The following is a 25,827-nucleotide window of genomic DNA, read 5'->3' on the forward strand; positions in this document are numbered from 1 at the left end:
TTTTGAGTGACTGGACTCACTGCCGGACTCTCTTGGACATGCTCCCGCTCCGGGTCTGCATGCCTGGTTTTCGTTTACCGCCACAGCCGGCGGGTACGGGAACCACCAGGGCATGCCAGACGTTATCTGAGCAGAAGTAGTGGCTGGGACCAGCCCGGACGTTGGCCTACAAAAGGAGGTCGTGATGCCGCTGTCGGAGCACGAACAGAAGCTGCTTGAGCAGCTTGAGAAGCAGCTTCACGAGGATGACCCGAAGTTCGCGAATTCAATGGGGTCTGACCCCGGGCGTTCGTGGTCGACAAGACACGTCGTGATCGGCGTCCTCTGTGCGCTTGCCGGGGTCTTCCTGTTACTCGTCGGCGTCACCCTCCAGAACATCTTCGTTGGTGTCCTCGGTTTTATTGTGATGGGTGGCGGCGTGTACTTCGCCACAATGCGGAGCAGCTCAACCGGAGCCAAGGGCTCGAAGTCCGGCAGCGGCAAAGCCGGTAAGCAGCGCAGCTCATTCATGAGCAGCCTCGAGGAACGTTGGGACGAAAGGCGCAGGGGAGAACCCTGAGCCGTTCGGCCGGCTGGGCGGGACTTATTCCCCCACTTTGCTCCCCTGGAATAGGGGAGAACAACAAATAGACCCGCTTCGGCGGGTCTATTTGTGTTTAAGCAGGTGCTGAAAGCCCCAGGAGCTGATGGAGCGCTGTACAGAAAGTGGCAACAGCCGATGGCGCATCCGGACAGCGGGGGTCTGGGCCAGCCAACATGCTGATCGGAACGCGTCCTCCCCACTTTGCTCCCCTCGCATGGCGCAGGCAGTAAATAGACCCGCTTCGGCGGGTCTTTTGTGTTTAGGACGGGGCATTTTGGGGGGATCAACGCCCCCAGGGTGAAAAGCAAGGTTGAATCAGGGCCGGGCGACACCTGAATTCCAGCGGAGTGGTGGAAAGTCCTCCACTTCCCACCACGGACACAATTCCGCGCCATTTCGAGCCTGCTATCCCAAAGAATGCAGGTCGGGGAGGCCAATTCGCGTTGACTGTGGGGGAAAGTGGAGTAATGTGGAGGACATAAGAGGGTGGTTGCAACACAGGGGATGTGCAGTTCCTGACATCGGACAGGCGGTGGGCCAGTGTTTCTGGGCACACATTCGCCGCGTCTTGATGAAAAGGGGCGGATCATTCTCCCCGCGAAGTTCCGGGAGGAACTTGCCAGCGGACTGGTCCTGACAAGGGGCCAGGAACGTTGCATCTACGTCTTCAGCGAGAAGGAATTTGCCCGGGTCCACGAGCAAATGCGGGAGGCGCCAATCTCCTCTAAACAGGCGCGGGACTATATCCGCGTCTTTCTCTCTGGAGCCTCGGACGAGGTACCTGACAAGCAGGGGCGCGTGACTATTCCGCCGGCGCTCCGGGAGTATGCAGGACTCGGAAGGGAGCTGGCCGTGATTGGTGCCGGAACCCGTGCCGAGATCTGGGACGCCCAGGCTTGGAATGAATACCTCGCGGAGAAGGAAACGGCCTTCTCTGAAACCGATGACCCCATTCCGGGCATTTTGTGACCGGAACAGGACAGCGGACAGCTTCTTGGTTGGGATCTCCAGCCGGCCCACCAGCCGGCCAACCTGGCTCACCTTCCCCGGAGCCAGGCGGGCAGGACGGTAGGCGCGGATGGGGATCCGGGTCAAGAAACATCCAGGTGACAGCGACGGCGAGAAAGGACGAGGCATGAACGATCAACCGAAGCCCACGTCCGAACGCCATGTGCCGGTCCTTCGGGACCGGTGCATCAATTTGTTGGCGCCCGGATTCGAAGCGGCCAGGAGCCGCGGTGAAACACCCGTGGCCATTGATGCCACGCTGGGCATGGGAGGCCATTCCGAGGCCATGCTGCAGCGCTTCCCCGACCTGCACCTGATCGGCATCGACCGGGACGAAGAAGCCCTTGCCCTGGCCGGAGAACGGCTGGCGCCCTTCGAAGCACGCACCGACCTCGTGCACGCCGTCTATGACGAAATCGAAGATGTCCTGGCTGACCTCGGCGTCCCTGAGGTCCACGGGATCCTGATGGACCTCGGCGTTTCCTCGCTCCAGCTCGATGAACGTGAGCGTGGTTTCGCCTACTCCTTCGACGCTCCGCTGGACATGCGCATGGATACCAGCCGCGGGCAGACAGCTGCGGACGTGGTGAACACGTACAGCGAAGAGGAACTGGTCCGGATTATCCGCAAGTGGGGCGAGGAGAAGTTCGCCGGCCGGATAGCCAACAGGATCGTCACCGCCCGCGCCGCCAAGCCTTTCACCACCACCGGCGAACTCGTGGATCAGATCCGTGCCGTTGTTCCGGCCGGTGCCGCAAAGTCCGGCGGACACCCGGCCAAGCGGACCTTCCAGGCCCTGAGGATCGAGGTCAACGAGGAACTCGAGGTGCTGGAACGCGCTGTGCCGGCCGCAGTGGAGGCCACAGCGTTGGGTGGCCGCATTGTGGTCATGTCCTACCACTCCCTGGAGGACAAGATCGTCAAGGGCGTCTTCCAGGCCCGATCGAAATCTTCCGCTCCGCTCGGCTTCCCCGTGGAGCTGGAAGAACACAAACCCGAACTGAAGACCCTGACCAAAGGCACCGAAGTGCCAACCGCCGTCGAAATCGCCGAAAACCCCCGCGCTGCCTCAGCAAGGCTCCGCGCGGTGGAACGAATCCGAGCCAGGAGAGCTGAATGAGCACCGCTGCCGTGAAGAACTTTCCCGTCGTCTCCGGTGCGGCGGCGAAGAAGCTCCCTGCCGGTTCGCCCGACGCGCCACGCCGCAGCCGGACGCCCCTGTCAGTTGTCCGGACCCTTCCCCGGAAACGCCGTGCGCCATTTGTGGTGCTGTGCTTCGGCCTGCTCGCGGTGGCCCTGATCGCCGTCCTGGTGCTGAACATCTCGGTTTCCACCGCCCAGTACCAGCTGGTGGAATTGCGCGCAAAGCAGAGCACGCTGACCAAACAGAACCAGGACCTCACCCAGCAGGTCCAGAACTTCGACGCTCCGCAGAACCTTGCGGCCCAGGCGACAAAGCTGGGGATGGTGCCCTCCACAGTGAAGGGCCAGATCGACCTGTCCACGCTGTCGGTGACCGGTAAGGCAACCCCGGCAGTTAAGGACGGCGCCGCGGGGGCCGTGATCCCGGCGCCGGCCGTTGCAGGCCAGCTGACAGTGGTTCCGCCGGCAAGCAAGAGCGAGCCACTGGAAGCCCGGAAGCCGGGACAAGAGCCCCCTGCTCCGGCCGCTGCATCGCCTGAGGCTTCCACACGGGACGCGGCCGGTGCTGCTCCGGATGCGGCAGCCCCGGCCGCGGCGGCGGTGCCGCCCGTGGAACTCCACGGTGGGTCCGTTCCCGCGCCGGAGCAAAAGGTTCCCGGGCAGTAACAGGCAGGTCTGGCAGGCAACAGGGTCGAGCAGCAAGGAATATCACGGTGGCGCAGAGGACCGGCAAGGCAAGAAGCAGCGAGGTGCCCAACGCCACCAAACGCCTCCGGCTCGGCCTGGGGATCATGCTCTCGCTCCTGCTGGTGGTGGGCGGAAAACTATTCCTGGTCCAGGGGCTGGACGTAGGGGGAATGGCCGAGGCCGCCCTCAACAGCAGGATGAAGCAGACCGTGCTCCCCGCCGAGCGGGGCAGCATCCTGGACTCCACGGGTACCGTCCTGGCCAACAGCGTGATCCGCTACAACGTGGTGGTGGACCAGCGCGTCAACACCAAAACCGAGACTTTCAAGCGCCTGGAAACGGTGGACGGCAAGGAAAAGCTGGTGGACGTCAGCCGCGACCAGGGCCTGACCGAGCTCGGCGCTGCTTTGGGCATGGAGAAGGATGCCATCCGCGACGCCGTCACCGGCAACCAGCCCTATTACATTGTGGCCAAGGATGTAAAGCCTGACATTGAGGACCGCATCTCCAAGCTCCAGATTCCCGGCATCGTCACCGAAGGCGTCAGCAAGCGCGTCTACCCCAATGGCTCCGTGGCCGGCGGCATCATCGGGTTCCTGCAGGACGGGAGCACCGGCCAGGCCGGCATCGAACAGACCCAGGACGGGCTGCTGAAGGGTACGGACGGCAAGCGCCTGTTCGAGATCGGTGCCGACGGCCTGCGCATCCCGGTGGGCATGGATGAGCTGACCCCGCCGCAGGACGGCAAGGACATCAAGCTCACCATCAACTCGGACCTGCAGTATTTTGCCCAGCAGGCTATCCAAAGCCAGACAGACAAGCTCAGTGCCGAGTGGGGCGTCATCATCGTGATGGACGTCAAGACGGGCAACCTGGTGGCTATGGCCGATACCAACGCCCCCGACCCCAATGACCCCGGCCGGGTGGCTGCCAAGGACCGCGGCGTCCGTGCCGTCACTGCAGCGTACGAGCCAGGGTCCGTCGAAAAGATGCTCACGGCGGCGGCGCTGATCGAAGAAGGCAAAGCCAATCCGCTCAGCGAGTACACCTTGCCCCCGTCCTACACGGTCAACGGCCAGACCTTCAGCGACTCCTTTTCCCACGGCACCGAAAAGCGTACTCTCGCCGGCATCCTGGGCTACTCGATGAACACCGGCACAGTGATGGCGGGCCAGGAGTTGAGCAAGGAACAGCGCTACAACTGGTTGAAAAAATTCGGCATCGGCGAGGCTCCGGACATCGGACTCCCCGCCACGGCGTCCGGAATCCTCACGCCCTGGGAGCAGTGGGACGGGCGCCAGGAATACACCGTGTTGTTCGGGCAGGGCGTTTCGCAGTCCACCCTGCAGACCGTCAGGGCGTTCCAGTCGGTCGCTAACAACGGCGTGATGCTCCAGCCCCGCCTGATCGATTCCTATGTGTCCCCGGACCGCACCGAGGAAAAGGTGCCGGCCGCACCATCCACCCGGGTGGTTTCGGAGAACACGGCACAGCAGGTCCAGGACATCCTGGAAAGTGCCGTTACGGAAGGCCAGATCAAGGACGCAGGGATCGACGGATACCGGGTCGGCGCCAAGACCGGAACCTCGGAATCACCGTGCGACGACGGGAAGTCCGGCTTCTGCGGTTACACCGCCTCCATGGTGGGAATGGCACCGATGGATGATCCGCGGTTTATTGTGGAGGTGGTACTCCAGCGGCCCAAGGGCAGCATCTACGGGATTACCAACGGGCCGGTCTTCCGGTCGGTCATGAGCCAGGCACTGCGGATGTACAACGTCCAGCCGTCCACGGGCGAACCGGCCAGGCTGCCCCAGTTCGCCAAGTAGCAGTCCCGCGCAGAGCACCACCACCGGCCCACCCATGCCGGCACGACTAGCACCATCGGAGATTCCTTGTCAGAGATCAACCCGCCCAACAACCGCGCCGTCCCGGAGGGACCCGCCGGCCAGGGCCGCTTCCGCCCCTCTGCTGTGGAACCGGTACGGCTGGCAAGCATCGGCGAAGCTATCGATGTTGCGGTCCCCGGCCCGGCCGCCGAGGTGGAAGTCACCGGAATTTCGTTGAATTCGCGTGCTGTGGAACCGGGCGACCTCTACGTCGCCCTCCCCGGCGCCGCCAGGCACGGCGCAGACTTCGTGCCGCAGGCTGTCGAGGCAGGGGCGGTGGCAGTTCTCACCGATGATGCCGGTGCCCGGCTGCTGGCACCCGCCGAGACCCCGGTACCCGTGGTGATCGTGGAGTCGCCGCGCAACGTGGTGGGACCGCTGTCCGCACTGATCTACCGCAGCCAGCCGGGTGCCGGCCAGCCGCAGCTGTTCGGCGTGACGGGCACGAACGGGAAGACCACCACCACCTACTTCATCAATTCATTGCTGCGCGCCCTCGGCCGCAGTACCGGGCTGATCGGCACCATCGAGATCCACGCCGGCGGCGACCCGATTCCCAGCCTCCTCACCACCCCGGAATCCACCGACGTCCACGCGCTGCTCGCCCTGATGCGCGAACGCGGGCTCGCGGCCGCTGCGATGGAAGTCTCCTCCCATGCCATCTCCTTCCAGCGCGTGGATGGTGTGCTGTTCGATGTTGCAGGCTTCACGAACCTCACCCAGGACCATTTGGACCTGCACCTGACCATGGATGGCTACTTCGCCACCAAAGCGGAGCTGTTTACGCCGCGCCGTGCCCGCGCCGCAGTGGTAACGGTCGACGACGAGTGGGGCCGGCGGCTCGCCGGCACCACCACCGTGCCGGTCACCACCCTCAGCACCGCCGGAGCGGCTGCGGACTGGACTGTTTCAGCAACTGCCTCGCGCGGACTCGGGACGGAGTTCACGCTGAGCGGCCCGGACGGCGTACGGCTCACCGTGCACACCGGATTGCCCGGCAGCTTCAACGTGGCCAACGCAGCGCTGGCGGCAGTCATGGTGCTGACGGCAGGAGTGGACGCCGCAGCGTTGCAGACCGCGCTTGACGAGTCGGATCCGTTTACCGTGGCGGTCCCCGGACGCATGCAGCTGGTGTCCACCGAACCCGCTGCCATTGTTGACTTTGCCCACAACACCGACGCACTTGCCAGGGCCCTGGAAGCCGTGCGGTCCCCGGATGCAGACTCCAACCTCATCGTGGTGTTCGGCGCCACAGGCCAGCGCGACCAGGGCAAACGGCCGGCCATGGGTGCCATCGCCGCACGGCTTGCCGATACCGTCATCATCACCGACGACGATCCGCACGACGAGGATCCGGCCGCCATCCGCGCCGATGTCCTCGCCGGAGCCCGGGAAGCGCAGGAGAAAGACTCCCTGGCCTGCGAGGTCCTGGAGGTTTTCCCGCGCGCCGAAGCCATCCGCCGTGCCGTTGAACTCGCCCGGCCGCAGGACACCATCCTGGTGGCCGGCCGCGGCCATGAAGTGTGGCAGGAAGTGAAAGGCGTCAACCATGCCCTGGACGACAGGGTGGAGCTTCGCAGCGCCTTGACAGCCAGGGGATTCAACGCTCTCCAAGACGACCGGATAGAGTCCTAGACCGAGATGATTGCTTTTACTGCGGCGGAGATCGCCGAAATCACTAATGGGCGCCTGGACGCCGATCCCGGAATCACGCCCCTTTCGGTGGTCACGGACTCACGCGTTGCCATGCCCGGTTCGCTCTACGTCGCAAAGCCCGGCGAGCACGCCGACGGCCACGACTTCGTGGCCGCCGCGTTTTCGGCCGGCGCCAGCCTTGCCCTCGTGGAACGCCCTGTCGAGGCTGCGGACGGGACAAGCTACCCCTGCGTGGTGGTTCCGGACGCCGTGCTGGCGATGGGTGCCCTGGCTGCGGAAGCCGTCCGCCGGATCCGCAAGGCCCGCGCCGAACAGGGCAGCGAACTGACAGTGGTGGGAATCACCGGCTCGGCCGGAAAAACCACCACCAAGGACCTCCTCGCCGGAATACTGTCCACGCAGGGAAACACCGTTGCGCCGCAGGGTTCCTATAACGGTGAGATCGGCGTGCCGCTCACCGTCTTCCGGGCGGGCCCGGATACGCGCTACCTCGTGATCGAGATGGGTGCCACCGGAATCGGACACATCCGCTACCTGGCAGACATGGTCAAACCCGACATCGGCGTGGTGCTGGCCGTGGGAACGGCGCACGCCGGCGAGTTCGGGGGAGTGGAGAACATCGCCCTGGCCAAGGGTGAGCTTGTGGAGGCACTGGCTCCTGCCGGCACCGCGATTATCAATCTCGACGACGACCGCGTGGCCGCCATGCGCACACGCACCACCGCAAAAGTGCTCGGATTCTCCGCGGAGGGCCGCGCCGATGCGGCCGTGCAGGCCATCAACGCCGACACCAACGCTGACGGCAACCCGGAATTCGACCTCCAGCTTCCGGACGGTGAAACCGGCCTGCACGTCAGCAGCCTCCTCATCGGCGCGCACCATGTGGGCAATTTGCTGGCCGCCGCAGCAGCCGCCTGGGCAGCCGGCGTTCCAGGGCAGGACATTGCGTCCTCCCTCAGCAGCCAGGCCGCCGCAAGCCGCTGGCGGATGGAACGCACCGAACGGGCAGACGGCGTCACCATCATCAATGACGCCTATAACGCCAACCCCGAATCCATGCGCGCCGCCCTGCGCACGCTGGCAGATCTCGGCCGCGGACGCCGCACGTGGGCGGTGCTCGGCGCCATGCTTGAACTGGGCGATGACTCCATCCGGGAACACACCGCCGTGGGCACCCAGGTGGTCCGGCTCAATATCTCCCGCCTGCTGGTGGTGGGCAGGGAAGCCCGCGCTCTCTACGTCTCCGCCGTCCAGGAAGGGTCCTGGGGTGACGAATGCCTCTTCGCCGAAACAGTGGACGAGGCCTACGACCTGCTGGACACCGAACTCGAACCAGGGGACCTGGTGCTGTTCAAGTCCTCGAACAGCGTGGGACTGCGGCATCTGGGCGATCGGATAGCATTACCCCCACAAAGCCCCCAACCGGCCGACGAAAGGAGCACTCTGCTGTGATTGCACTTTTGATCGGCGCCGGCCTGGCCCTGTTGTTTGCCCTGGTGGGGACACCGCTCTTCATCCGGCTGCTGGTCCGCCGCGGCTACGGACAGTTCATCAGGGATGACGGACCCACCTCGCACCACACCAAGCGCGGCACCCCCACCATGGGCGGAACCGTGGTGGTGGCAGCCGTACTGCTGAGCTACGGACTCACGCACCTGATCATGCTGATGGTGAACCCGGGTGCTCCCGGGCCCTCCGCGTCCGCCCTCATCCTGCTGTTCCTGATGGTGGGGATGGGGCTGGTGGGCTTCCTGGACGACTTCATCAAGATCTCCCGGCAGCGCAGCCTTGGCCTGGACGCCAAGGCCAAGCTGATCCTGCAGGGTGCCGTGGGAATCATCTTCGCGGTCCTCGCGCTGAACTTTCCCAACGGCGCCGGTGTCACCCCGGCCTCCACCAAGATTTCCCTGGTCCGCGACCTTCCGTGGCTGGACCTCGCCTTCGGCGGCACCGTCCTCGGGGCAGTCCTCTTTGTGGTGTGGTCCAACCTGATCGTTACCGCCGCAACGAACGGGGTCAACCTCACCGACGGTCTCGACGGGCTCGCCGCAGGCGCGTCAGTCATGGTCTTTGGCGCATATACGCTGATGGGAATCTGGCAAAGCAACCAGGCCTGCGGATCGCCGCGGCAGGCGGGCAGCGGCTGCTACTCGGTCCGCGACCCCCTGGACCTTGCCCTGCTGGCAGCCATCATGAGCGCGGCCCTGGTCGGCTTCCTGTGGTGGAACACGTCACCGGCAAAGATTTTTATGGGCGACACCGGCTCGCTGGCGATTGGCGGGGCCATCGCAGGCTTCGCCATCCTCTCCCGGACTGAGCTCCTGCTGGGCATCATCGGCGGCCTGTTCGTCCTGATCACCCTGTCCGTCATCATCCAGGTGGGCTACTTCAAGGCCACCGGCGGGAAACGCGTCTTCAAGATGGCACCGCTGCAGCACCACTTCGAACTGAAGGGCTGGGCCGAAGTAACCGTGGTGGTCCGGTTCTGGATCCTCGGCGGACTTTTCGTGGCCGTGGGCCTGGGCATCTTCTACGCTGAATGGGTTGTGCTGCTGTGACTGTTTCTCCCCGCCTCAAGGACCTCGTCAGCTGGGACTCCGACTGGTCCGGCCTCCGCGTTGTGGTGACCGGCATCGGCGTTTCCGGCTTTGCGGCCGCCGATACCCTCATCGAACTGGGCGCGCGGGTGGTGGTGGTTGACGCTGCCACGTCCGACACCGCCAAAGCCCACGCCGAAACCCTGAAGATCGTCGGCGCCGCCGATGTCCTGCTGGGGGAGGACGCCGTCACCCGAATCCCCAGGATCGACGGCGAACAGCCCGAACTGATTGTGACCTCACCGGGCTGGCGTCCCGATCAGGCGCTGCTCGCCGCCGCCGCACGTGCCCACATCCCGGTATGGGGCGACGTCGAGCTCGCCTGGCGGGTGCGGGTCCGCGAGGGCCGCAAGACTGCCGACTGGCTCGCCATCACCGGAACGAACGGCAAGACAACCACCGTTGGCCTCACCGAGTCCATGCTCCGGGCGGCCGGCCTGAAGGCCATCGCCGTGGGCAACGTGGGCACCCCCATCCTTGACGCCCTCCGCGACCCCGTCGAGTACGACGTCCTCGCCGTCGAACTCTCCAGCTTCCAGCTGCACTGGGCGCACTCGCTGTCACCGGTGGCCAGTGTGTGCCTGAACGTCGCCGAGGACCACGTTGACTGGCACGGCTCCTACGATTCCTACCTGGCAGACAAGGCCAAGGTCTACGGGCAGACCCAGAAAGCCTGCATCTACAACGCCGAGCAGATCGAAACAGAGCGGATGGTCGAAGACGCCGACGTTGTGGAAGGCTGCCGCGCCGTCGGTTTCACCACCGTCACTCCTGCCATCAGCATGCTCGGCGTGGTGGAAGGCCTCCTGGTGGACCGGGCGTTCATCGCCGAGCGCAAGGACAGCGCCGCGGAACTCGCCTCCATGACCGACCTCGGCGCTTTCGCACCCCGCCACATGGTGGCCAACGCCCTGGCAGCGGCAGGCCTGGTGCGGGCTTACGGCGTGGACCCGCAGGCGGTACGGAAGGGCATCCAGGACTACATCCCCGGCGACCACCGCATCCAGCCGGTAGCCCGCCACAACGGCGTCCTGTGGATCAACGACTCCAAGGCCACCAACCCGCACGCAGCATCGGCCTCGCTGGCCACCTTCAGCAACGTCGTCTGGATTGCCGGCGGCCTCTCCAAGGGAGTCAGCTACGACGACCTGATCCGTGAGCACGTCCAGCGCCTCAAGGCCGTGGTGCTCATTGGCAGTGATACTTCTGCCCTCAGCCAGGCCCTCCAGCGACACGCGCCGGATGTCCCGGTGATCATCCCGGGCGCGGGCGAAACTGAAGAGGTGCAGACTGCAGCAGCGGCTGGTGCCGTCCACGCCGGTTCTTCCGGTGAGACGGTGATGGCCGGTGCCGTTGCGTCAGCAGCACAGCTCGCTGAATCCGGCGATACTGTGTTGATGGCTCCGGCAGCTGCTTCCATGGATCAGTTCTCTTCCTATGCTCACCGTGGTGACACTTTCATCGAAGCTGTCCGCGAGCTGGTGGAAGGGCAGGCCCAGACCGGCGAGGAGTAACAATGGTCAGCACGCCCACCCGGCCCCAGCCAGACAAACGGCAGGCCGGCAAGCCAGGCCCCGGCTCCTCGGCGGTACCGGCGCAACGCCCGGTCTCCGCCCCCCTGCGCGTAAAAGCTGCCTACCGGAAATTCTGGTCCGCACTGGAAGGCACAGGGACCTCCAAGAACGGCTCCACCTACTACCTCATCCTCGGCTCAACCCTGGCGCTGACGGCAATCGGGATCATGATGGTCCTTTCCGCGTCCAGCGTGGAATCCATCGCCGCGGGAAAGTCGCCCTACGGCGACGCGTTGAAGCAGGGGGTGTTCGCCGCGATCGGCATTTTCACCATGTTTGTGCTCTCCCGCATCAATGTGGTGTGGCTCAAACGGCTCGCGTGGGTGGCAATCATCGCCGCAGTGGTCCTCCTGGGCCTGGTGCAGATTGTGGGCGCGGAGGTCAACGGCAACAAGAACTGGATCGACATCGGCGGTATCACCTTCCAGCCCTCCGAAGCGTCCAAGCTGGCACTCGCGCTGTGGATGGCCACCGTCCTGGCCAGGAAGGGCAGGCTGCTCAGCCGCTGGCAGCACGTCGCGATTCCTGCCGTCCCCATGGCCATCATCATCGTTGGCCTGGTCCTGGTGGGCAACGACCTCGGAACGGCCATGATCATCATGATGATCACGGCTGCCGCTTTGTTCTTTGCCGGGGCGCCCCTTTATCTCTTCGGCATCGCAGGTCTGGCAGCAGCGGCCGGAACCGCCGTGATGGCGGTCACCAGTTCAAACCGCATGTGCCGCATCACCTCCTGGTGGACGGGGGAGTCCTGCGCCGACGGCATCGACGCCAACTACCAGGCCACCAACGGCCTGTACGGGCTTGCGTCCGGAGGCTGGTTCGGAGTCGGATTGGGGCAGAGCCGGCAAAAGTACAGCTGGATCCCCGAAGCCCACAACGACTTCATCTTCGCCATCATCGGCGAGGAGCTCGGCCTCGTGGGCACCGTCGTCGTCCTGATCCTTTTCGCCATCCTGGGGGCGGCGATCTACCGCGTGGTGGTGGCACAGGAGGACATGTTCCACCGCGTCCTGGCCGGCACCATCATGGTGTGGCTGCTGGGCCAGGCCACCGTCAACATGTCGGTGGTGACCGGCCTGATGCCCGTCATCGGCGTGCCGCTGCCGTTCATTTCCTACGGCGGCTCAGCGCTGCTGATGTCGCTCTGCGCCATCGGGGTGGTGCTCTCCCTGGCCCGTGAGCAAATGGCTCCGGCCATCCGCCCCAAGCGGATGCTGAAGTTCAAGGCCAAACCGGCGCGGACCGCCGCTGCCGCCACAAAGACTGCAAGAAAGCGTGCCTGACCCCAAGATGACCTCGAACAATCCCTCAATCGTCCTGGCGGGCGGCGGAACCGCCGGCCACATCAGTCCCCTCCTGGCCATCGCAGCAGCCATCCGCGACGCCGCTCCCGCCGCCGCGATCCTCGCCGTCGGCACCCCCGCGGGTATGGAAACCCGGCTGGTTCCCGCCGCCGGGGTTGAGCTTGCCACGATCGACCGCGTGCCCTTCCCCCGCAAACCTTCCGCCGACCTCCTGCGCCTTCCGCAACGCCTCGCCGGAGCCGTGCGGCAGGCCGGCGCCATCCTGGACAACGCGGCAGCGGACGTCCTGGTGGGGGTGGGCGGATACGTGTGCACCCCCATGTACCTCGCGGCGCGGAAGCGCGGCATTCCGATCGTGATCCATGAGGCCAACATCCGGCCCGGCCTGGCCAACAGGGTGGGAGCGCTGTTCACCAAACGTGTGGCCGTGGCCTTCGAGACCACCCCGCTGCGGGGCGCCGTGCACGTGGGCATGCCCATGCGCACCGAAATCTCGCACCTCGACCGGGCAGCGGCCCGTGCGTCAGCCCGCGCAACCCTGGGATTGGACCCCGCCAAACCCACACTGATCGTCACCGGCGGATCATCAGGAGCACAAAGTATTAACCGGACCATCGCCGGCGCCCTGGGGCAGCTGGCCGGCGCCGGTATCCAGACCCTGCATGTCACCGGCCGCGGCAAGTCCGTCCTGGACGACGACGGAAGGCCGCTGGCTGCCGACGGTTACCGCCAGGTGGAATACATCGACGGCATGGAGCTCGCCTACGCAGCCGCCGACGTCCTGCTGGCCCGCTCCGGAGCGGCCACCGTCTGCGAGGTTGCCGCCGCCGGCGTGCCAGCCGTCCTGGTGCCGCTGCCCATCGGCAACGGCGAACAGGCACTCAACGCTGCCGGACTGGTAGCCGCCGGGGGCGCCGTGCTGGTGTCTGACAAAGATTTCACGCCCGAGTGGGTGGGCCGGGAACTCATCCCGCTTGTCACCAATGAATCCCGGCTCGCCACCATGGCAGCCAATTCCTACCGGCTTGGTATTCGAAACGCCGACCAGCGCATGGCTGGTCTTGTCCTGGAAGCGGTATCCAAATGAGTCACGGCATCCCCACCCTGGCGTCGCTGGGCAGGGTCCACTTCGTGGGGATCGGCGGCGTCGGCATGTCCGCCGTCGCCCGGATCATGGTGGCCCGCGGTGTGCCCGTCAGCGGCTCTGACGCCAAGGACCTGCCCGTGATGGCGGACCTCGCCGCCGCCGGCGCGCGTATCGCCGTCGGATATGACGCTGCCAACCTGGCGGACGCCCAGACCGTGGTGGCCGGCTCCGCCATCCGCGCCGACAATCCGGAGCTGGCGGCAGCAAGGGAGGCCGGCTTGCCGGTCCTGCACCGTTCGCAGGCCCTCGCCGCCACGATGGGGGAGGACATTGTGGTGACCGTAGCCGGAACCCACGGCAAGTCCACCACCACCTCCATGGTGGCGGTCCTGCTGCAGGGCGCCGGCCTCGATCCCTCCTTTGCCATCGGAGCCAACGTCCCGGCCCTCGGAGTGAACGCCGCCCACGGCACGTCCGGCATCTTTGTGGCCGAGGCAGACGAATCCGACGGGTCGTTCCTGAACTACCGGCCGAAGATCGCCGTGGTCACCAACGTTGAGCCGGACCACCTGGACTACTACGGCACCGCTGAAGCCGTCTACGAATCCTTCGACCGGTTCACAGAATTGCTGCCCGCAGACGGCGTACTGGTGGCCTGCGCGGACGACGCCGGCGCCCTGGCCCTGGCGCGGCGCACCAGGGAGCGCGGCAACACCCGCGTGATCCTTTACGGCACGGGCAACGAAGCGGACCTGGTGCTGCACGACGGCGGCCCGGGAGACGTTTCGGTGTCCACCCAAGCCGGCCGGTTCCCGCTTGAGCTGCAGGTGCCGGGCCGGCACAACGCCCTGAACGCGGCCGCCGCTTTTGCCGTGGCACTTGAGCTGGGCGTGGAGCCTGCCGTGGCGGCTGGGGCCCTTGCGCACTTCTCCGGCGCAGCACGGCGCTTCGAGCTCAAAGGCCAGGCGCGCGGTGTGCGGGTCTTCGACGACTATGCCCACCATCCCACCGAAGTCCGCGCGGCCCTTGCCGCGGCCCGGTCGGTGGCCGGCGGCAACAAGGTGCATGTGCTCTTCCAGCCGCACCTGTTCTCCCGGACCCGGGAATTCGCCAAGGAGTTCGCCGAGGCCCTCAACCTTGCCGATACTGCCTGGGTGCTGGACATCTACCCTGCACGCGAAGATCCGATTCCCGGCGTCACCAGCCAGCTCATCGCGGATCACCTGGACGACGGCGGGCGGCTGGTTCCGGCCGCTGAAGCCGTGGCGTCACTCGCCGGTGCGGCGGGGGAGGGTGACATCATCCTCACCGCCGGCGCCGGCGACGTAACGGCGTACGGGCCGCAGATTGTGGAGGCCCTGCGTGCCTAGCCCGCGCCGCCCCACCTACACGTCCACAAGCCGGCGGCCAGGCAATCCCGGTACCCGGCCAGGCCAGTCGGGCCCGGATGCGGACAGCAGCCAGGACGTCATCTCGGCTTCGCGGGCTGCGCCGGAGCCTGTTCCACAGCCGGCCCCCAAGGCCAGGAAAGCGCCCTTCGCCGGACTGGGTAAGGGCGGACCCGAAAAGGACGCGGCCACAAGAGGAGCGCTCCGCAAAGGCGCGACCGCCCAGGAAAATGCAGGCGGCACCACGCAGGCCTCAAGCAGTGCCGGGAACGTTGTCGCTTTCCCCGAACCCAAGGGGAAGCGGCGGAAGAGGAACGTCCTGGTGGCGGCCGCCATTGTGGTTGCCGTGGTGGCCGGGCTCCTTGCCGCTGCGGTCTTTTCCCCAGCCCTTGCGGTGCGGACCATCTCGGTGTCCGGGACGCACCTGCTGACGCCGGCCCAGGTGGAAACCGCGCTGGAACCCCTGCGCGGCAAACCGCTGCCGCAGGTCACCGACGAGGAAGTAGGGCGCCTGCTCGAGCCGCTGGTGCAGGTGAAGTCAGTGTCCGCGGAGGCACGTCCGCCGTCGGGCCTGGCCGTTGCCGTCCGCGAACGAGTGCCGGTGGCACTGGTGAAGCAGGGGGAGCAGTACCAGCTGGTTGACGTGGAAGGCATCCAGCTGGCGTCGACAGCTGATCCGGCGTCGGTGTCGTTGCCCGTCATCGACGGCGGTGCCGGTACCATCGGTAAGGATCTTTTCCGGGCAACGGCAGAGGTGCTGGGCGCCCTGCCGGCGGATGTGCTGGCCAAGCTCTCCAATGCCTCCGCCCAGTCGGTGGACGCGGTGGAACTCAAGCTTGTTGACGGCCAGACCATCATCTGGGGCAACGCCAGCGAGAAGGAACTCAAAGCCAAGGTGCTGGCCGCACTGCTCAAGGCTCCGGTGGATCCGAAAAACCCGGTCAAGGTGTACGACGTCAGTGTGCCCCGGCACCCTGTGACCCGCTGACACGCTTTCTTTCCGGTATTAATCCGACACGCGGAGCCGGTTATTGAATGTGTGAACCAGAGGAAATACCGTCACAGACATGAGTTACTTGACATAACTATAACCTTCAACTCGAAGGTTAAGGTTGCAGGCATTAAGCTCTTCATCAGATTTAGCAATAAGACACGAACAAGGGACACGTAACGTGGCAGCTCCGCAGAATTACTTGGCCGTCATCAAAGTCGTCGGCATCGGCGGCGGTGGCGTGAACGCAGTCAACCGTATGATCGAGGTCGGCCTCCGAGGTGTTGAATTTATCGCCATCAACACCGACGCCCAGGCCCTGCTGATGAGCGACGCCGACGTCAAGCTTGACGTGGGACGCGAGCTGACCCGCGGCCTCGGCGCCGGCGCGAACCCCGAAGTGGGCAAGCAGGCTGCCGAAGACCACGCAGACGAGATCGAGGAAGTCCTGCGCGGGGCCGACATGGTGTTCGTCACAGCCGGTGAAGGTGGCGGCACCGGCACCGGCGGCGCTCCCGTCGTCGCCCGCATTGCCCGGTCCCTGGGTGCCCTGACCATTGGCGTGGTCACCCGCCCGTTCACCTTCGAGGGCCGCCGCCGTGCCGGTTCGGCTGAAGCAGGCATCGATGCCCTGCGGGACGAAGTGGACACCCTGATCGTGATCCCCAACGACCGCCTCCTCTCCATCAGCGACCGCAACGTCTCGGTGCTCGATGCCTTCCGCTCCGCCGACCAGGTGCTGCTCTCCGGCGTCCAGGGCATTACCGACCTCATCACCACCCCCGGCCTGATCAACCTCGACTTCGCCGACGTCAAGTCAGTGATGCAGGGTGCGGGTTCGGCCCTGATGGGCATCGGCTCCGCCCGCGGCGAAGACCGCGCCGTCAAGGCCGCCGAGCTTGCCATCGCCTCGCCGCTGCTGGAAGCCTCCATTGACGGCGCGCACGGCGTACTGCTGTCCATCCAGGGCGGTTCGGACCTTGGCCTGTTCGAGATCAACGAAGCTGCGCGCCTGGTCCAGGAGGTGGCGCACCCGGAGGCGAACATCATCTTCGGTGCCGTCATCGACGACGCCCTGGGCGACGAAGCCCGCGTGACCGTCATCGCGGCCGGCTTCGACGACGTCAAGGCCACCTCGCCCTCAATGGACCAGTCCCAGCCCCAGGCCGCTCCTCAGCGGCCGGCCGCACCTGCGACTGCTCCGGCGCCTGCCCAGGCACCCTCCGCCGGCAGCCACCAGGCCAGCGTCCAGCCCATCCACGCCGGTGTCGGCGCCGCAGGGCTCAGCAACTGGGGCCAGCAGCGGCCCTCCGCTGTCCCGGCTGACTCAGGCTTCGACGTCGACCTCCCCTCCGTAGTGGAGCCGGACCTCACCGGCAGCCACTCGGATGACCTGGATGTCCCCGACTTCCTGAAGTAGGACCCGGCTTGTTCCACTGGCGCGCCGAGATCCGGCCCGGCCTCTCCGTCGCTTTTACTGACGCCGACGCCGGAAACCTGGCACTGCACGTGGGGGACGATCCCGACGAGGTGGGCCGGCGCCGCAGGGACCTGGAACGGGCCATCGGCGTCGCGCCGGAGGGGCTCCGGTTCATGAACCAGGTGCACGGCAATGCCGTGGCGGTCATGGACCAGGGCACCGCCGCGCCGGAAGCCGATGCCATGGTCTCCCGCGGGGTCCCGCTCGCCGTCATGGTCGCGGACTGCATCCCCGTGCTGCTCGCCGGCGATGCTCCGGAGGGACCTGTTGTGGCGGCTGTGCATGCCGGCCGTCCCGGGATTGCCAACGGGGTTCTTCCGGCGGCCGTGGACAGGATGAAGTCCCTGGGTGCCGGCGGGATCCGCGCCTGGCTGGGTCCATCCATCTGCGGCAACTGCTACGAAGTGCCGGCCGCGCTGCAGGCTGAGGTGACCGCCGCCGTTCCGGCTTCACGGAGCACCACCATATGGGGAACTCCGGGGCTGGACCTGCCGGCAGGCGCCCGCAGCCAGCTGGAACAGGCGGGGGTCACTGTTGAATACAGCGGCCCCTGCACCCTGGAAACGCCGTCCCTGTTCTCGTACCGCAGGAACAAGCACACGGGCCGCTTCGCAGGCCTGGTGTGGTGCCATGACTGAGGCCCCCGCAGGCAGCGACGCACGGACACGTGAACTCGGAACACGACTCGCCGCAGTTCACCAGCGCATCGCCACGGCGGCAGGTGCCGCCGGCCGCCAGGACGACCTGCCCACCCTGATAGTCGTGACCAAGTTCCACCCGGCCGAGGACATCAAACGCCTCTCCGCGCTGGGTGTCACTGATGTGGGGGAGAACCGCGACCAGGAGGCGTCGGCGAAGGCGCTTGAACTGGCGGAGTACGGCCTTACCTGGCACTTCGTGGGCCAGCTGCAGAGCAAAAAAGCCAAATCGGTGCTCCGCTACGCCGCCGCTGTGCACTCCGTTGACCGCCCCCAGCTCGTGGATGCCCTGGCGAGGGCCGCGGAGGCCGAGCGCGGCAACACCGGGCGGGCTCCGTTGCGCTGCTTTATCCAGGTCAGCCTGGAGGACGACGCCGGAGCGCACCGGGGCGGCGCCATGCCGGAAGACGTGCTGCCGCTTGCCGAACGGATAGCAACCTCCACCGGCCTGGACCTCGCCGGGGTAATGGCGGTAGCGCCACTGGGCGCTCCGCCCGAGGCCGCCTTCGAAAAACTCGCCGGAGTTTCAGCCCGGCTGGTCGCGGAGCATCCCGCCGCCACCGCCATTTCCGCCGGTATGAGCCAGGACCTGGAAGCCGCCATCGCCTTCGGAGCGACACACCTGAGAATCGGCTCCGATATTCTCGGATCGCGTCCCCCCGTGGGGTAGCGTCGGTGCTATTGGAAGTGATGGGCGGGGGACTCCAGTGCTGTCAAGCCATTGGGCGGCCCGCTTACGGACACGATTAGGAGTCGACCATGGCCGGCGCTCTGCGCAAGACAATGATCTATCTTGGGCTCGCCGACGGCGATGAACACTACGAGTCCGAGCAACAGACCACACGTAAGGATGAGGACGAAACGATGGAAGCTGACCGCGAGGAGCGCCGTGCGCCTGCACCCGTCCGTGAGGTCAGCCGCGAATCGTCCTACACCCCTGAAGAGGAATACCGCGCCCCAGTGACCCCAATCAAACGCGCGGCATCGAGCCGCGAGGAGGCCACCGGCCTCCGCCAGATCACCACGATCCACCCGCGCTCCTACAACGATGCCAAACTCATCGGCGAAAGCTTCCGCGACGGCATCCCCGTCATCATGAACGTAACGGACATGGGCGAGGCTGACGCCAAGCGCCTGGTGGACTTCTCCGCCGGCCTGGTTTTTGGCCTCCGCGGCAGCATTGAGCGCGTGACCAACAAGGTCTTCCTGCTCTCACCGTCGTACGTAGAAGTCATCGGTGACGACAAAAAGGCAAGCGAGACCACTGCCAGCTTCTTCAACCAAAGCTGAGCAGCAAGCTGAAGCAGATGCCAGGCAGGGACACACCTGCCTGGCATCTGTGCTGAAATAGACAAGACACATCCGCAGGACACCGCGGTATCCACAAGGGACATGGAGATATGAAGTAAGTCATGGGAATTGTTTTCGGGCTTGTCTATCTCGCGCTTTTGCTGTTCTTTGTCGCCTTGATCATTCGCCTGGTTTTTGACTGGGTCCAAATGTTTGCCCGGGAATGGCGCCCCCGGGGAGCAGCCCTGGTGGTTGCCCACGCCGTGTACTCGATCACCGATCCGCCGCTGAACGGACTGCGGCGGCTGATTCCGCCGCTGCGCCTGGGCGGCATCTCGCTCGACCTGGGCTTCCTGGTCCTGTTCATCGGCGTCAGCATTGCCATGGGGATCACCAGGGGCCTCGCCTGATTTACCGGAAAGACCAGCAGGGCAGGGACGGAACCCGCAGGGAACCGCGAATGCCATGTGAAGAAAAACTCGCGTTTGACACCGCAGTGTTGAATTAGAGGAACAAGACCAAATTTAGGTACCGTAGTTTTGACGGCCGGAAGGCCTACTGACTAACCAGACCAGTGAGGTGACCAGATGGCTTTGACGCCAGAAGACGTTGTCAACAAGCGCTTTCAGCCGACCAAGTTCCGCGAAGGCTACGACCAGGACGAAGTTGATGACTTCCTGGACGAGATCGTCGTCGAGCTCCGCCGCCTGAACCAGGAAAACGACGAACTTCGCAAGAAGCTCGCCGAAGCCGGTTCCAGCGTGCCGGCCAGTACCGTTGCCGCGCCCGTGGTGGAAAAGGTCCCCGCGCCCGTCAAGTCCGACAAGGACGAAGCCCGCGAGAAGGCCGAAGCAGAAGCCAAGGCCGCCGAAGAGCGGAAGAAGAAGGACGTCCAGCAGGCTGCTCCGGCAGCTGCCGCTCCTGTTGCCGCCGCCCCGGCCGCCACCGCCTCAGCCGAGTCCGCTGCCGGCCTGCTCGCCATGGCCCAGCAGATGCACGACCGCCACGTCGCAGACGGCCAGGCTCAGAAGGACAAGATCATCGCCGAGGCGCAGATCGAGGCCAGCAGTCTGGTGAACGACGCTCAGGAGAAGTCCCGCAAGATCCTCGGTGCCCTGGAGCAGCAGCGTTCTGTGCTCGAGCGCAAGGTGGAGCAGCTGCGCGGCTTCGAGCGCGACTACCGTTCACGCCTTAAGGCCTACATCGAGGGCCAGCTGCGCGACCTCGACGCCCGCGGTTCTGTGGCTACGCCGGAAGTCAGCGAAGCCAACTAGTCTGTCAAAGCACGTATTCTGAAAGCCGGTGGCTGAGGATTCCTCGGCCACCGGCTTTTGGCATTGACACCGGTTTTACGAATGAAAGCATCATGACTGACGAACTTGCCGCCGACGCCGCGCGCCCCGTCCCGCCCTCCCCGCGCCCCCGCCGCGCCGTGCTGCTGTCCCTCTTTGCCGGGTTCGCAGTGTTTGCTTACGTGCTGGACCAGCTGACAAAGCTCTGGGTCACGTCCGCCATGGTGGAAGGGGAGCGGATTCCCGTACTGCCGCCTGTACTGCACTGGTACTTCATCAGGAACTCGGGGGCGGCGTTTTCCATCGGGGAAAACGTCACCTGGGTGTTCTCCATCATCATGGCCGCCGTGGCTGTCGCCATCCTGTTGCAGGTCCGCAAGCTCGGCTCCCTATGGTGGTCCGTGGCGCTGGGCCTGCTGCTGGGCGGTGCGCTGGGCAACCTGACGGACCGGCTCTTCCGGGAACCGTCCTTCGGTATGGGACACGTGGTTGACTTCATCCAGCTGCCGAACTTCGCGATCTTCAACATCGCCGACTCGGCGGTCGTCTCGGCAGTGGCGATCATCTGCATCCTGACGCTGCGGGGCATCTCCCTGGACGGAACCCGGCTGACGGCACGGAAGGAAAAGTCCGGTGATGCTTGAGCGCGTCGTGGTCGCTGAACAGTTCGGCGGGTCCCGCGCGGATGCCGGGGTAGCCGGGCTCCTGGGGATCTCGCGTTCCCTCGCGGCAACCCTGATCGCCGAGGGCCATGTCCTCAGCAAAGGAAAAGCATTGGGCAAGTCGGCCAAACTCGTGGCCGGGGATGTCCTCCAGGTGAGCCTGCCCGAACGGCGTGACCCCCTGGAAGTCGTGGAGGAAGTTGTGGAAGGTCTGAAGATCCTGCTGGACGACGACGATTTCGTTGTGGTCGATAAACCCGTGGGTGTTGCCGCGCATCCCTCGCCGGGCTGGGTGGGGCCCACTGTTGTGGGCGGCCTCGCGGGCGCCGGATACCGGATTTCCACGTCAGGTGCGCCGGAGCGTGCCGGCATTGTCCACCGGCTCGACGTCGGAACGTCGGGCGCGATGGTGGTGGCCAAGTCGGAGCGCGCCTACACAGCCCTGAAGCGGGCTTTCAAGGAGCGCACCGTTGACAAGGTCTACCACGCGGTGGTGCAGGGCCTGCCCGATCCGCTGGTGGGCACCATTGACGCTCCCATCGGCCGGCACCCCGGGCACGACTGGCGGTTCGCCGTCATTGAGGACGGGCGGCCGTCCGTCACGCACTACGAAGTGGTGGAAGCCTTCGGCAAAGCGAGCCTGGTGGAAGTCCACCTGGAGACCGGCCGCACGCACCAGATCCGGGTGCACTTCTCCGCGCTGCGCCACCCCTGCGCCGGCGACCTCACCTATGGTGCCGATCCCCGGCTCGCCGCCACGTTAGGGCTGACCCGCCAGTGGCTGCACGCCCGGGAACTCGGCTTTGAGCACCCGGTCACGGGGGAGTCCGTGCGTGTTGTCAGCGACTACCCGCAGGACCTGGCGTTTGCCCTGGAAGTGCTGGAGTCGGGGCGGGCCTGACGGACCCCGTCCGGCCCAGCGATTAGAATAGTGCGGTGACTTCCAGCAATGATTCGTTCGTCCACCTGCACACCCACACCGAGTACTCCATGCTGGATGGAGCGGCCCGCCTGGGTGAGCTGTTCGATGAAACCGAACGCCTGGGCATGCCGGCACTTGCCACCACGGACCACGGTTACCTTTTCGGCGCGTTCGATTTCTGGCGGAAGGCCACGGACAAGGGCATCAAGCCCATCATCGGCGTCGAAGCGTATGTAACACCGGGTACCGCCCGCACCGACAAGGGGCGCGTGCGCTGGGGCGAGGAGTCCCAGCGCAAGGACGACGTCTCCGGCGGCGGCTCGTATACCCACATGACCCTACTCAGCTACAACAACGTGGGGATGCGGAACCTCTTCCGTGCCTCATCAATCGCATCGCTGGACTCCGTCTTCGGCAAGTGGCCCCGACTGGACCGGGAACTGCTCAACACGTATTCCGAGGGCCTGATAGCCACTACCGGATGCCCGTCCGGTGAGGTGCAGACACGCCTCCGCCTGGGCCAGTACCGCGAAGCGTTGGAGGCTGCCGCCGAGTTCCGCGACATCTTCGGCGCAGACAACTACTTCTGCGAGCTGATGGACCACGGCCTGGACATCGAGCGGCGGGTGACCGGTGACCTGCTGCGGCTGGCGAAGGAACTGAACCTTCCCCTCGTCGCCACCAACGACCTCCACTACACGCACGAGCACGACGCCAAGGCCCACGAGGCCCTCCTGGCCATCCAGTCCGGCTCGACCCTCCTCGAACCCACTTACGACAACGGCGGCTCCCGGTTCGCGTTCTCGGGCAGCGGCTACTACCTGAAGTCGCCGCAGGAGATGCGCGAGCTGTTCCGCGACCACCCGGAAGCCTGCGACAACACGCTGCTCATCGCCGAGCGCTGCGAAGTGTCCTTTAACACGGACGCCAACTACATGCCACGCTTTCCGTGCCCCCCGGGGGAGGACGAGACCTCCTGGCTGGTGAAGGAAGTGGATAAGGGGCTGCAGTACCGGTATCCGGCCGGAATCCCGGACGAGGTCCGCAAGCAGGCTGACTACGAGCTCGGGGTCATCACCTCCATGGGCTTCCCGGGCTACTTCCTGGTGGTTGCCGACTTCATCAACTGGGCCAAGAACAACGGGATCCGGGTGGGCCCGGGCCGTGGCTCGGGTGCGGGTTCCATGGTGGCCTACGCGATGCGCATCACCGACCTCGATCCGCTGCGCCACGGCCTGATCTTCGAGCGCTTCCTCAACCCGGACCGCGTCTCGATGCCTGACTTCGACGTGGACTTCGATGACCGGCGCCGTTCCGAGGTCATCGACTACGTGACCCGCAAGTACGGTGACGAGCGTGTGGCGATGATTGTCACGTACGGCACTATCAAGACCAAACAGGCGCTTAAAGACTCCTCGCGCGTGCTGGGCTACCCCTTCAGCATGGGTGAGCAGCTGACCAAGGCGCTGCCGCCTGCGGTGATGGCCAAGGACATCCCGCTGGCCGACATCCAGAACCCGGAGGCGAAGCGCTACAGCGAGGCCGGGGACTTCCGGCAGCTGATCAGCACCGACCCGGAAGCCGCCAAGGTGTTTGAGACTGCACTTGGCATTGAGGGGCTGAAACGCCAGTGGGGCGTTCACGCGGCCGGCGTGATCATGTCCTCGGATCCGATTATCGACGTCATCCCGATCATGCGCCGTTTCCAGGACGGCCAGGTCATCACGCAGTTCGACTACCCGACGTCCGAGGGCCTTGGCCTGATCAAGATGGACTTCCTGGGCCTGCGGAACCTGACGATCATTTCCGATGCCCTCGAGAACATCAAGATGAACCGCGGGATCGACCTCGACCTTGAAAACCTCGAGCTCGACGACGCGCCATCCTACGAGCTGCTGGCACGCGGCGACACCCTGGGCGTCTTCCAGCTCGACGGCGGACCGATGCGGTCCCTGCTCAAGCTGATGAAGCCTGACAACTTCGAGGACATCTCGGCTGTGCTGGCCCTCTACCGGCCGGGCCCGATGGGCGCTAACGCGCACACGGACTACGCGCTGCGGAAAAACGGGATCCAGGAAGTCATCCCCATCCACCCGGAACTGGAGGAACCCCTCAAGGAGATCCTCGGCGGAACCTACGGCCTGATCGTGTACCAGGAACAGGTCATGGCCGTGGCGCAGAAGCTGGCCGGGTACTCGCTGGGCCAGGCAGACATCCTCCGCCGCGCCATGGGCAAAAAGAAGAAATCCGAGCTGGACAAGCAGTTCGCCGGCTTCTCCCAGGGCATGCAGGACAACGGCTACTCCATGGAGGCCGTGAAGACCCTGTGGGACATCCTGCTGCCCTTCTCCGACTACGCCTTCAACAAGGCCCACTCGGCAGCCTACGGCGTGATCTCCTACTGGACCGCATACCTCAAGGCCCACTATGCGCCCGAGTACATGGCTGCGCTGCTCACGTCCGTGGGCGACGACAAGGACAAGTCCGCGATCTACTTGAACGAATGCCGGCGCATGGGCATCACCGTGCTCCCGCCGGACGTCAATGAGTCCGCCCTGAACTTCACCCCGGTGGGCAACGACATCCGCTTCGGCATGGGCGCCATCCGCAACGTCGGCGTCAACGCGGTGGAAGCGATGGTGGCGGCCCGGGAGAGTGAGGGCGCCTTCACCTCCTTCAAGGACTACTTGATGAAGGTCCCGGCAGTGGTCTGCAACAAGCGCACCATCGAGTCGCTGATCAAGTCCGGCGCCTTCGATTCCCTGGGCCACCACCGCCGTGCCCTGGCGATGATCCACGAAGAAGCCATCGACTCGGTCATTACGCTCAAACGGAACGAAGCGATCGGGCAGTTCGACCTCTTCGCCGGTTTTGAGGAAGCGGAGTCCGAGTCGTCGCTGAGCATCGAAATTCCGGACCTGCCGGAGTGGGAGAAGAAGGACAAACTCTCCTTCGAGCGCGACATGCTGGGCCTGTACGTCTCGGACCACCCGCTGCAGGGCCTCGAAGGGGTGTTGAGCCAGCACGCCGAAATGAGCATCACGTCCGTCCTGGGGGAGGACGGGCCGCAGGACGGCGCCATCATCACCATCGCAGGCATGATCACGTCCCTGAGCCGGCGCATCGCGAAGGCCAGCGGAAACGCCTACGCCCGGGCAGAGGTGGAGGACCTGGGCGGCTCGATGGAAGTGATGTTCTTCGGCCAGGTCTACGGACCCATCGCCTCAGTATTGGCCGAGGACCTGATCGTGGTGGTCAAGGGGCGCCTGCAGAAGCGCGACGACGGCGCCATCACCCTGAACTGCATGGAACTTTCCGTTCCGGACCTGAGCGAAGGCCTGGGCGGACCCTTGGTGATCACCATGCCCACGCACAAGGCCACCGAAGCCGTAGTCACGGAACTGGGTGACGTGCTCCGGACCCACCGCGGCAATTCGGAGGTGCGGCTGCACCTGCAGGGTGATACCCGCACGGAGATCATGGGCCTGCCCGTCCACCTCCGGGTGAACCCGAGCCCGTCGTTGTTCGGTGACCTGAAGGTCCTGCTGGGACCCGCCTGCCTGGACGCCTGAC

Annotated in this window: 22 protein-coding genes; all 22 read left to right on the forward strand. The window is 65.4% G+C overall.

Annotated elements, in window-relative coordinates; translation table 11 throughout:
* Positions 1 to 184: 184 nt before the first annotated feature.
* The 22 genes from AC3A4Z_RS00255 (at position 185) to dnaE (ending at position 25,826) form a co-directional block, all read left to right on the forward strand.
* On the forward strand, positions 185 to 559 hold the full coding sequence (locus AC3A4Z_RS00255; protein ID WP_498709287.1) for an SCO2097 family morphological protein: 375 nt from the start codon (positions 185 to 187) through the stop codon (positions 557 to 559).
* 564 nt (positions 560 to 1,123) lie between these two features.
* Positions 1,124 to 1,552, forward strand: a complete 429-nt coding sequence (gene mraZ / locus AC3A4Z_RS00260) for a division/cell wall cluster transcriptional repressor MraZ (RefSeq protein WP_018763545.1) — start codon at positions 1,124 to 1,126, stop codon at positions 1,550 to 1,552.
* 166 nt (positions 1,553 to 1,718) lie between these two features.
* A complete protein-coding gene (rsmH, locus tag AC3A4Z_RS00265; protein ID WP_498709289.1) occupies positions 1,719 to 2,711 on the forward strand; it encodes a 16S rRNA (cytosine(1402)-N(4))-methyltransferase RsmH in 993 nt (330 codons plus the stop codon).
* Entirely contained in the window at positions 2,708 to 3,400 is a 693-nt protein-coding gene (gene ftsL, locus AC3A4Z_RS00270; protein WP_498709291.1) for a cell division protein FtsL, read from the forward strand. The genes rsmH and ftsL overlap by 4 nt, the downstream gene beginning before the upstream one ends.
* Before the next feature lie 47 nt (positions 3,401 to 3,447).
* Complete coding sequence (locus AC3A4Z_RS00275) at positions 3,448 to 5,250, forward strand: peptidoglycan D,D-transpeptidase FtsI family protein (RefSeq protein ID WP_498709293.1); 1,803 nt, start codon at positions 3,448 to 3,450, stop codon at positions 5,248 to 5,250.
* Positions 5,251 to 5,316: 66 nt separating this feature from the next.
* A complete protein-coding gene (locus tag AC3A4Z_RS00280) occupies positions 5,317 to 6,945 on the forward strand; it encodes a UDP-N-acetylmuramoyl-L-alanyl-D-glutamate--2,6-diaminopimelate ligase (RefSeq protein WP_498709294.1) in 1,629 nt (542 codons plus the stop codon).
* A 6-nt stretch (positions 6,946 to 6,951) separates the two neighbouring features.
* Positions 6,952 to 8,418, forward strand: coding sequence for a UDP-N-acetylmuramoyl-tripeptide--D-alanyl-D-alanine ligase (locus tag AC3A4Z_RS00285; RefSeq protein WP_498709296.1), 1,467 nt, complete (start codon positions 6,952 to 6,954; stop codon positions 8,416 to 8,418).
* Complete coding sequence (gene mraY / locus AC3A4Z_RS00290; protein ID WP_498709298.1) at positions 8,415 to 9,524, forward strand: phospho-N-acetylmuramoyl-pentapeptide-transferase; 1,110 nt, start codon at positions 8,415 to 8,417, stop codon at positions 9,522 to 9,524. Before AC3A4Z_RS00285 ends, mraY begins: the two co-directional genes overlap by 4 nt.
* On the forward strand, positions 9,506 to 11,077 hold the full coding sequence (gene murD / locus AC3A4Z_RS00295; RefSeq protein WP_498709299.1) for a UDP-N-acetylmuramoyl-L-alanine--D-glutamate ligase: 1,572 nt from the start codon (positions 9,506 to 9,508) through the stop codon (positions 11,075 to 11,077). The genes mraY and murD overlap by 19 nt, the downstream gene beginning before the upstream one ends.
* A gap of 2 nt (positions 11,078 to 11,079) precedes the next feature.
* Positions 11,080 to 12,423, forward strand: a complete 1,344-nt coding sequence (gene ftsW / locus AC3A4Z_RS00300; protein ID WP_498709301.1) for a putative lipid II flippase FtsW — start codon at positions 11,080 to 11,082, stop codon at positions 12,421 to 12,423.
* A gap of 7 nt (positions 12,424 to 12,430) precedes the next feature.
* Entirely contained in the window at positions 12,431 to 13,531 is a 1,101-nt protein-coding gene (gene murG, locus AC3A4Z_RS00305; RefSeq protein WP_498710031.1) for an undecaprenyldiphospho-muramoylpentapeptide beta-N-acetylglucosaminyltransferase, read from the forward strand.
* On the forward strand, positions 13,528 to 14,901 hold the full coding sequence (gene murC, locus AC3A4Z_RS00310; protein WP_498709303.1) for a UDP-N-acetylmuramate--L-alanine ligase: 1,374 nt from the start codon (positions 13,528 to 13,530) through the stop codon (positions 14,899 to 14,901). The genes murG and murC overlap by 4 nt, the downstream gene beginning before the upstream one ends.
* Positions 14,894 to 15,907 carry a cell division protein FtsQ/DivIB gene (locus AC3A4Z_RS00315; protein WP_498709304.1) on the forward strand — a complete coding sequence of 338 codons (1,014 nt, stop codon included), beginning with the start codon at positions 14,894 to 14,896 and terminating at the stop codon, positions 15,905 to 15,907. Before murC ends, AC3A4Z_RS00315 begins: the two co-directional genes overlap by 8 nt.
* 184 nt (positions 15,908 to 16,091) lie before the next feature.
* Positions 16,092 to 17,330, forward strand: a complete 1,239-nt coding sequence (ftsZ, locus tag AC3A4Z_RS00320) for a cell division protein FtsZ (protein WP_455834014.1) — start codon at positions 16,092 to 16,094, stop codon at positions 17,328 to 17,330.
* 8 nt (positions 17,331 to 17,338) lie between these two features.
* A complete protein-coding gene (locus AC3A4Z_RS00325; protein WP_498709306.1) occupies positions 17,339 to 18,028 on the forward strand; it encodes a purine nucleoside phosphorylase YfiH/LACC1 family protein in 690 nt (229 codons plus the stop codon).
* Positions 18,021 to 18,758 carry a YggS family pyridoxal phosphate-dependent enzyme gene (locus tag AC3A4Z_RS00330; protein WP_498709308.1) on the forward strand — a complete coding sequence of 246 codons (738 nt, stop codon included), beginning with the start codon at positions 18,021 to 18,023 and terminating at the stop codon, positions 18,756 to 18,758. Before AC3A4Z_RS00325 ends, AC3A4Z_RS00330 begins: the two co-directional genes overlap by 8 nt.
* Positions 18,759 to 18,847: 89 nt before the next feature.
* On the forward strand, positions 18,848 to 19,378 hold the full coding sequence (locus AC3A4Z_RS00335) for a cell division protein SepF (protein ID WP_050055519.1): 531 nt from the start codon (positions 18,848 to 18,850) through the stop codon (positions 19,376 to 19,378).
* Positions 19,379 to 19,500: 122 nt separating this feature from the next.
* Entirely contained in the window at positions 19,501 to 19,788 is a 288-nt protein-coding gene (locus tag AC3A4Z_RS00340; RefSeq protein WP_050055518.1) for a YggT family protein, read from the forward strand.
* Positions 19,789 to 19,965: 177 nt separating this feature from the next.
* Entirely contained in the window at positions 19,966 to 20,652 is a 687-nt protein-coding gene (locus tag AC3A4Z_RS00345) for a DivIVA domain-containing protein (protein ID WP_050055517.1), read from the forward strand.
* 92 nt (positions 20,653 to 20,744) lie between these two features.
* Positions 20,745 to 21,314 (forward strand): signal peptidase II, encoded by a 570-nt coding sequence (lspA, locus tag AC3A4Z_RS00350; RefSeq protein WP_498709309.1) that lies wholly within the window; start codon positions 20,745 to 20,747, stop codon positions 21,312 to 21,314.
* On the forward strand, positions 21,307 to 22,233 hold the full coding sequence (locus AC3A4Z_RS00355) for an RluA family pseudouridine synthase (protein WP_498710033.1): 927 nt from the start codon (positions 21,307 to 21,309) through the stop codon (positions 22,231 to 22,233). The genes lspA and AC3A4Z_RS00355 overlap by 8 nt, the downstream gene beginning before the upstream one ends.
* Before the next feature lie 35 nt (positions 22,234 to 22,268).
* A complete protein-coding gene (gene dnaE, locus AC3A4Z_RS00360) occupies positions 22,269 to 25,826 on the forward strand; it encodes a DNA polymerase III subunit alpha (protein ID WP_050055514.1) in 3,558 nt (1,185 codons plus the stop codon).
* Position 25,827 lies beyond the last annotated feature (1 nt).

The sequence above is a fragment of the Arthrobacter sp. Soil_C_49 genome (assembly GCF_057656635.1).

Coding starts and splice junctions, on each gene's coding strand:
- AC3A4Z_RS00335 (WP_050055519.1), top strand. CDS start 18,848: ATGGCCGGCGCTCTGCGCAAGACAATGATCTATCTTGGGCTCGCCGAC.
- AC3A4Z_RS00345 (WP_050055517.1), top strand. CDS start 19,966: ATGGCTTTGACGCCAGAAGACGTTGTCAACAAGCGCTTTCAGCCGACC.
- ftsW (WP_498709301.1), top strand. CDS start 11,080: ATGGTCAGCACGCCCACCCGGCCCCAGCCAGACAAACGGCAGGCCGGC.
- murG (WP_498710031.1), top strand. CDS start 12,431: ATGACCTCGAACAATCCCTCAATCGTCCTGGCGGGCGGCGGAACCGCC.
- AC3A4Z_RS00355 (WP_498710033.1), top strand. CDS start 21,307: ATGCTTGAGCGCGTCGTGGTCGCTGAACAGTTCGGCGGGTCCCGCGCG.
- murD (WP_498709299.1), top strand. CDS start 9,506: ATGGGTTGTGCTGCTGTGACTGTTTCTCCCCGCCTCAAGGACCTCGTC.
- murC (WP_498709303.1), top strand. CDS start 13,528: ATGAGTCACGGCATCCCCACCCTGGCGTCGCTGGGCAGGGTCCACTTC.
- AC3A4Z_RS00285 (WP_498709296.1), top strand. CDS start 6,952: ATGATTGCTTTTACTGCGGCGGAGATCGCCGAAATCACTAATGGGCGC.
- ftsL (WP_498709291.1), top strand. CDS start 2,708: ATGAGCACCGCTGCCGTGAAGAACTTTCCCGTCGTCTCCGGTGCGGCG.
- AC3A4Z_RS00330 (WP_498709308.1), top strand. CDS start 18,021: ATGACTGAGGCCCCCGCAGGCAGCGACGCACGGACACGTGAACTCGGA.
- AC3A4Z_RS00255 (WP_498709287.1), top strand. CDS start 185: ATGCCGCTGTCGGAGCACGAACAGAAGCTGCTTGAGCAGCTTGAGAAG.
- rsmH (WP_498709289.1), top strand. CDS start 1,719: ATGAACGATCAACCGAAGCCCACGTCCGAACGCCATGTGCCGGTCCTT.
- lspA (WP_498709309.1), top strand. CDS start 20,745: ATGACTGACGAACTTGCCGCCGACGCCGCGCGCCCCGTCCCGCCCTCC.
- AC3A4Z_RS00340 (WP_050055518.1), top strand. CDS start 19,501: ATGGGAATTGTTTTCGGGCTTGTCTATCTCGCGCTTTTGCTGTTCTTT.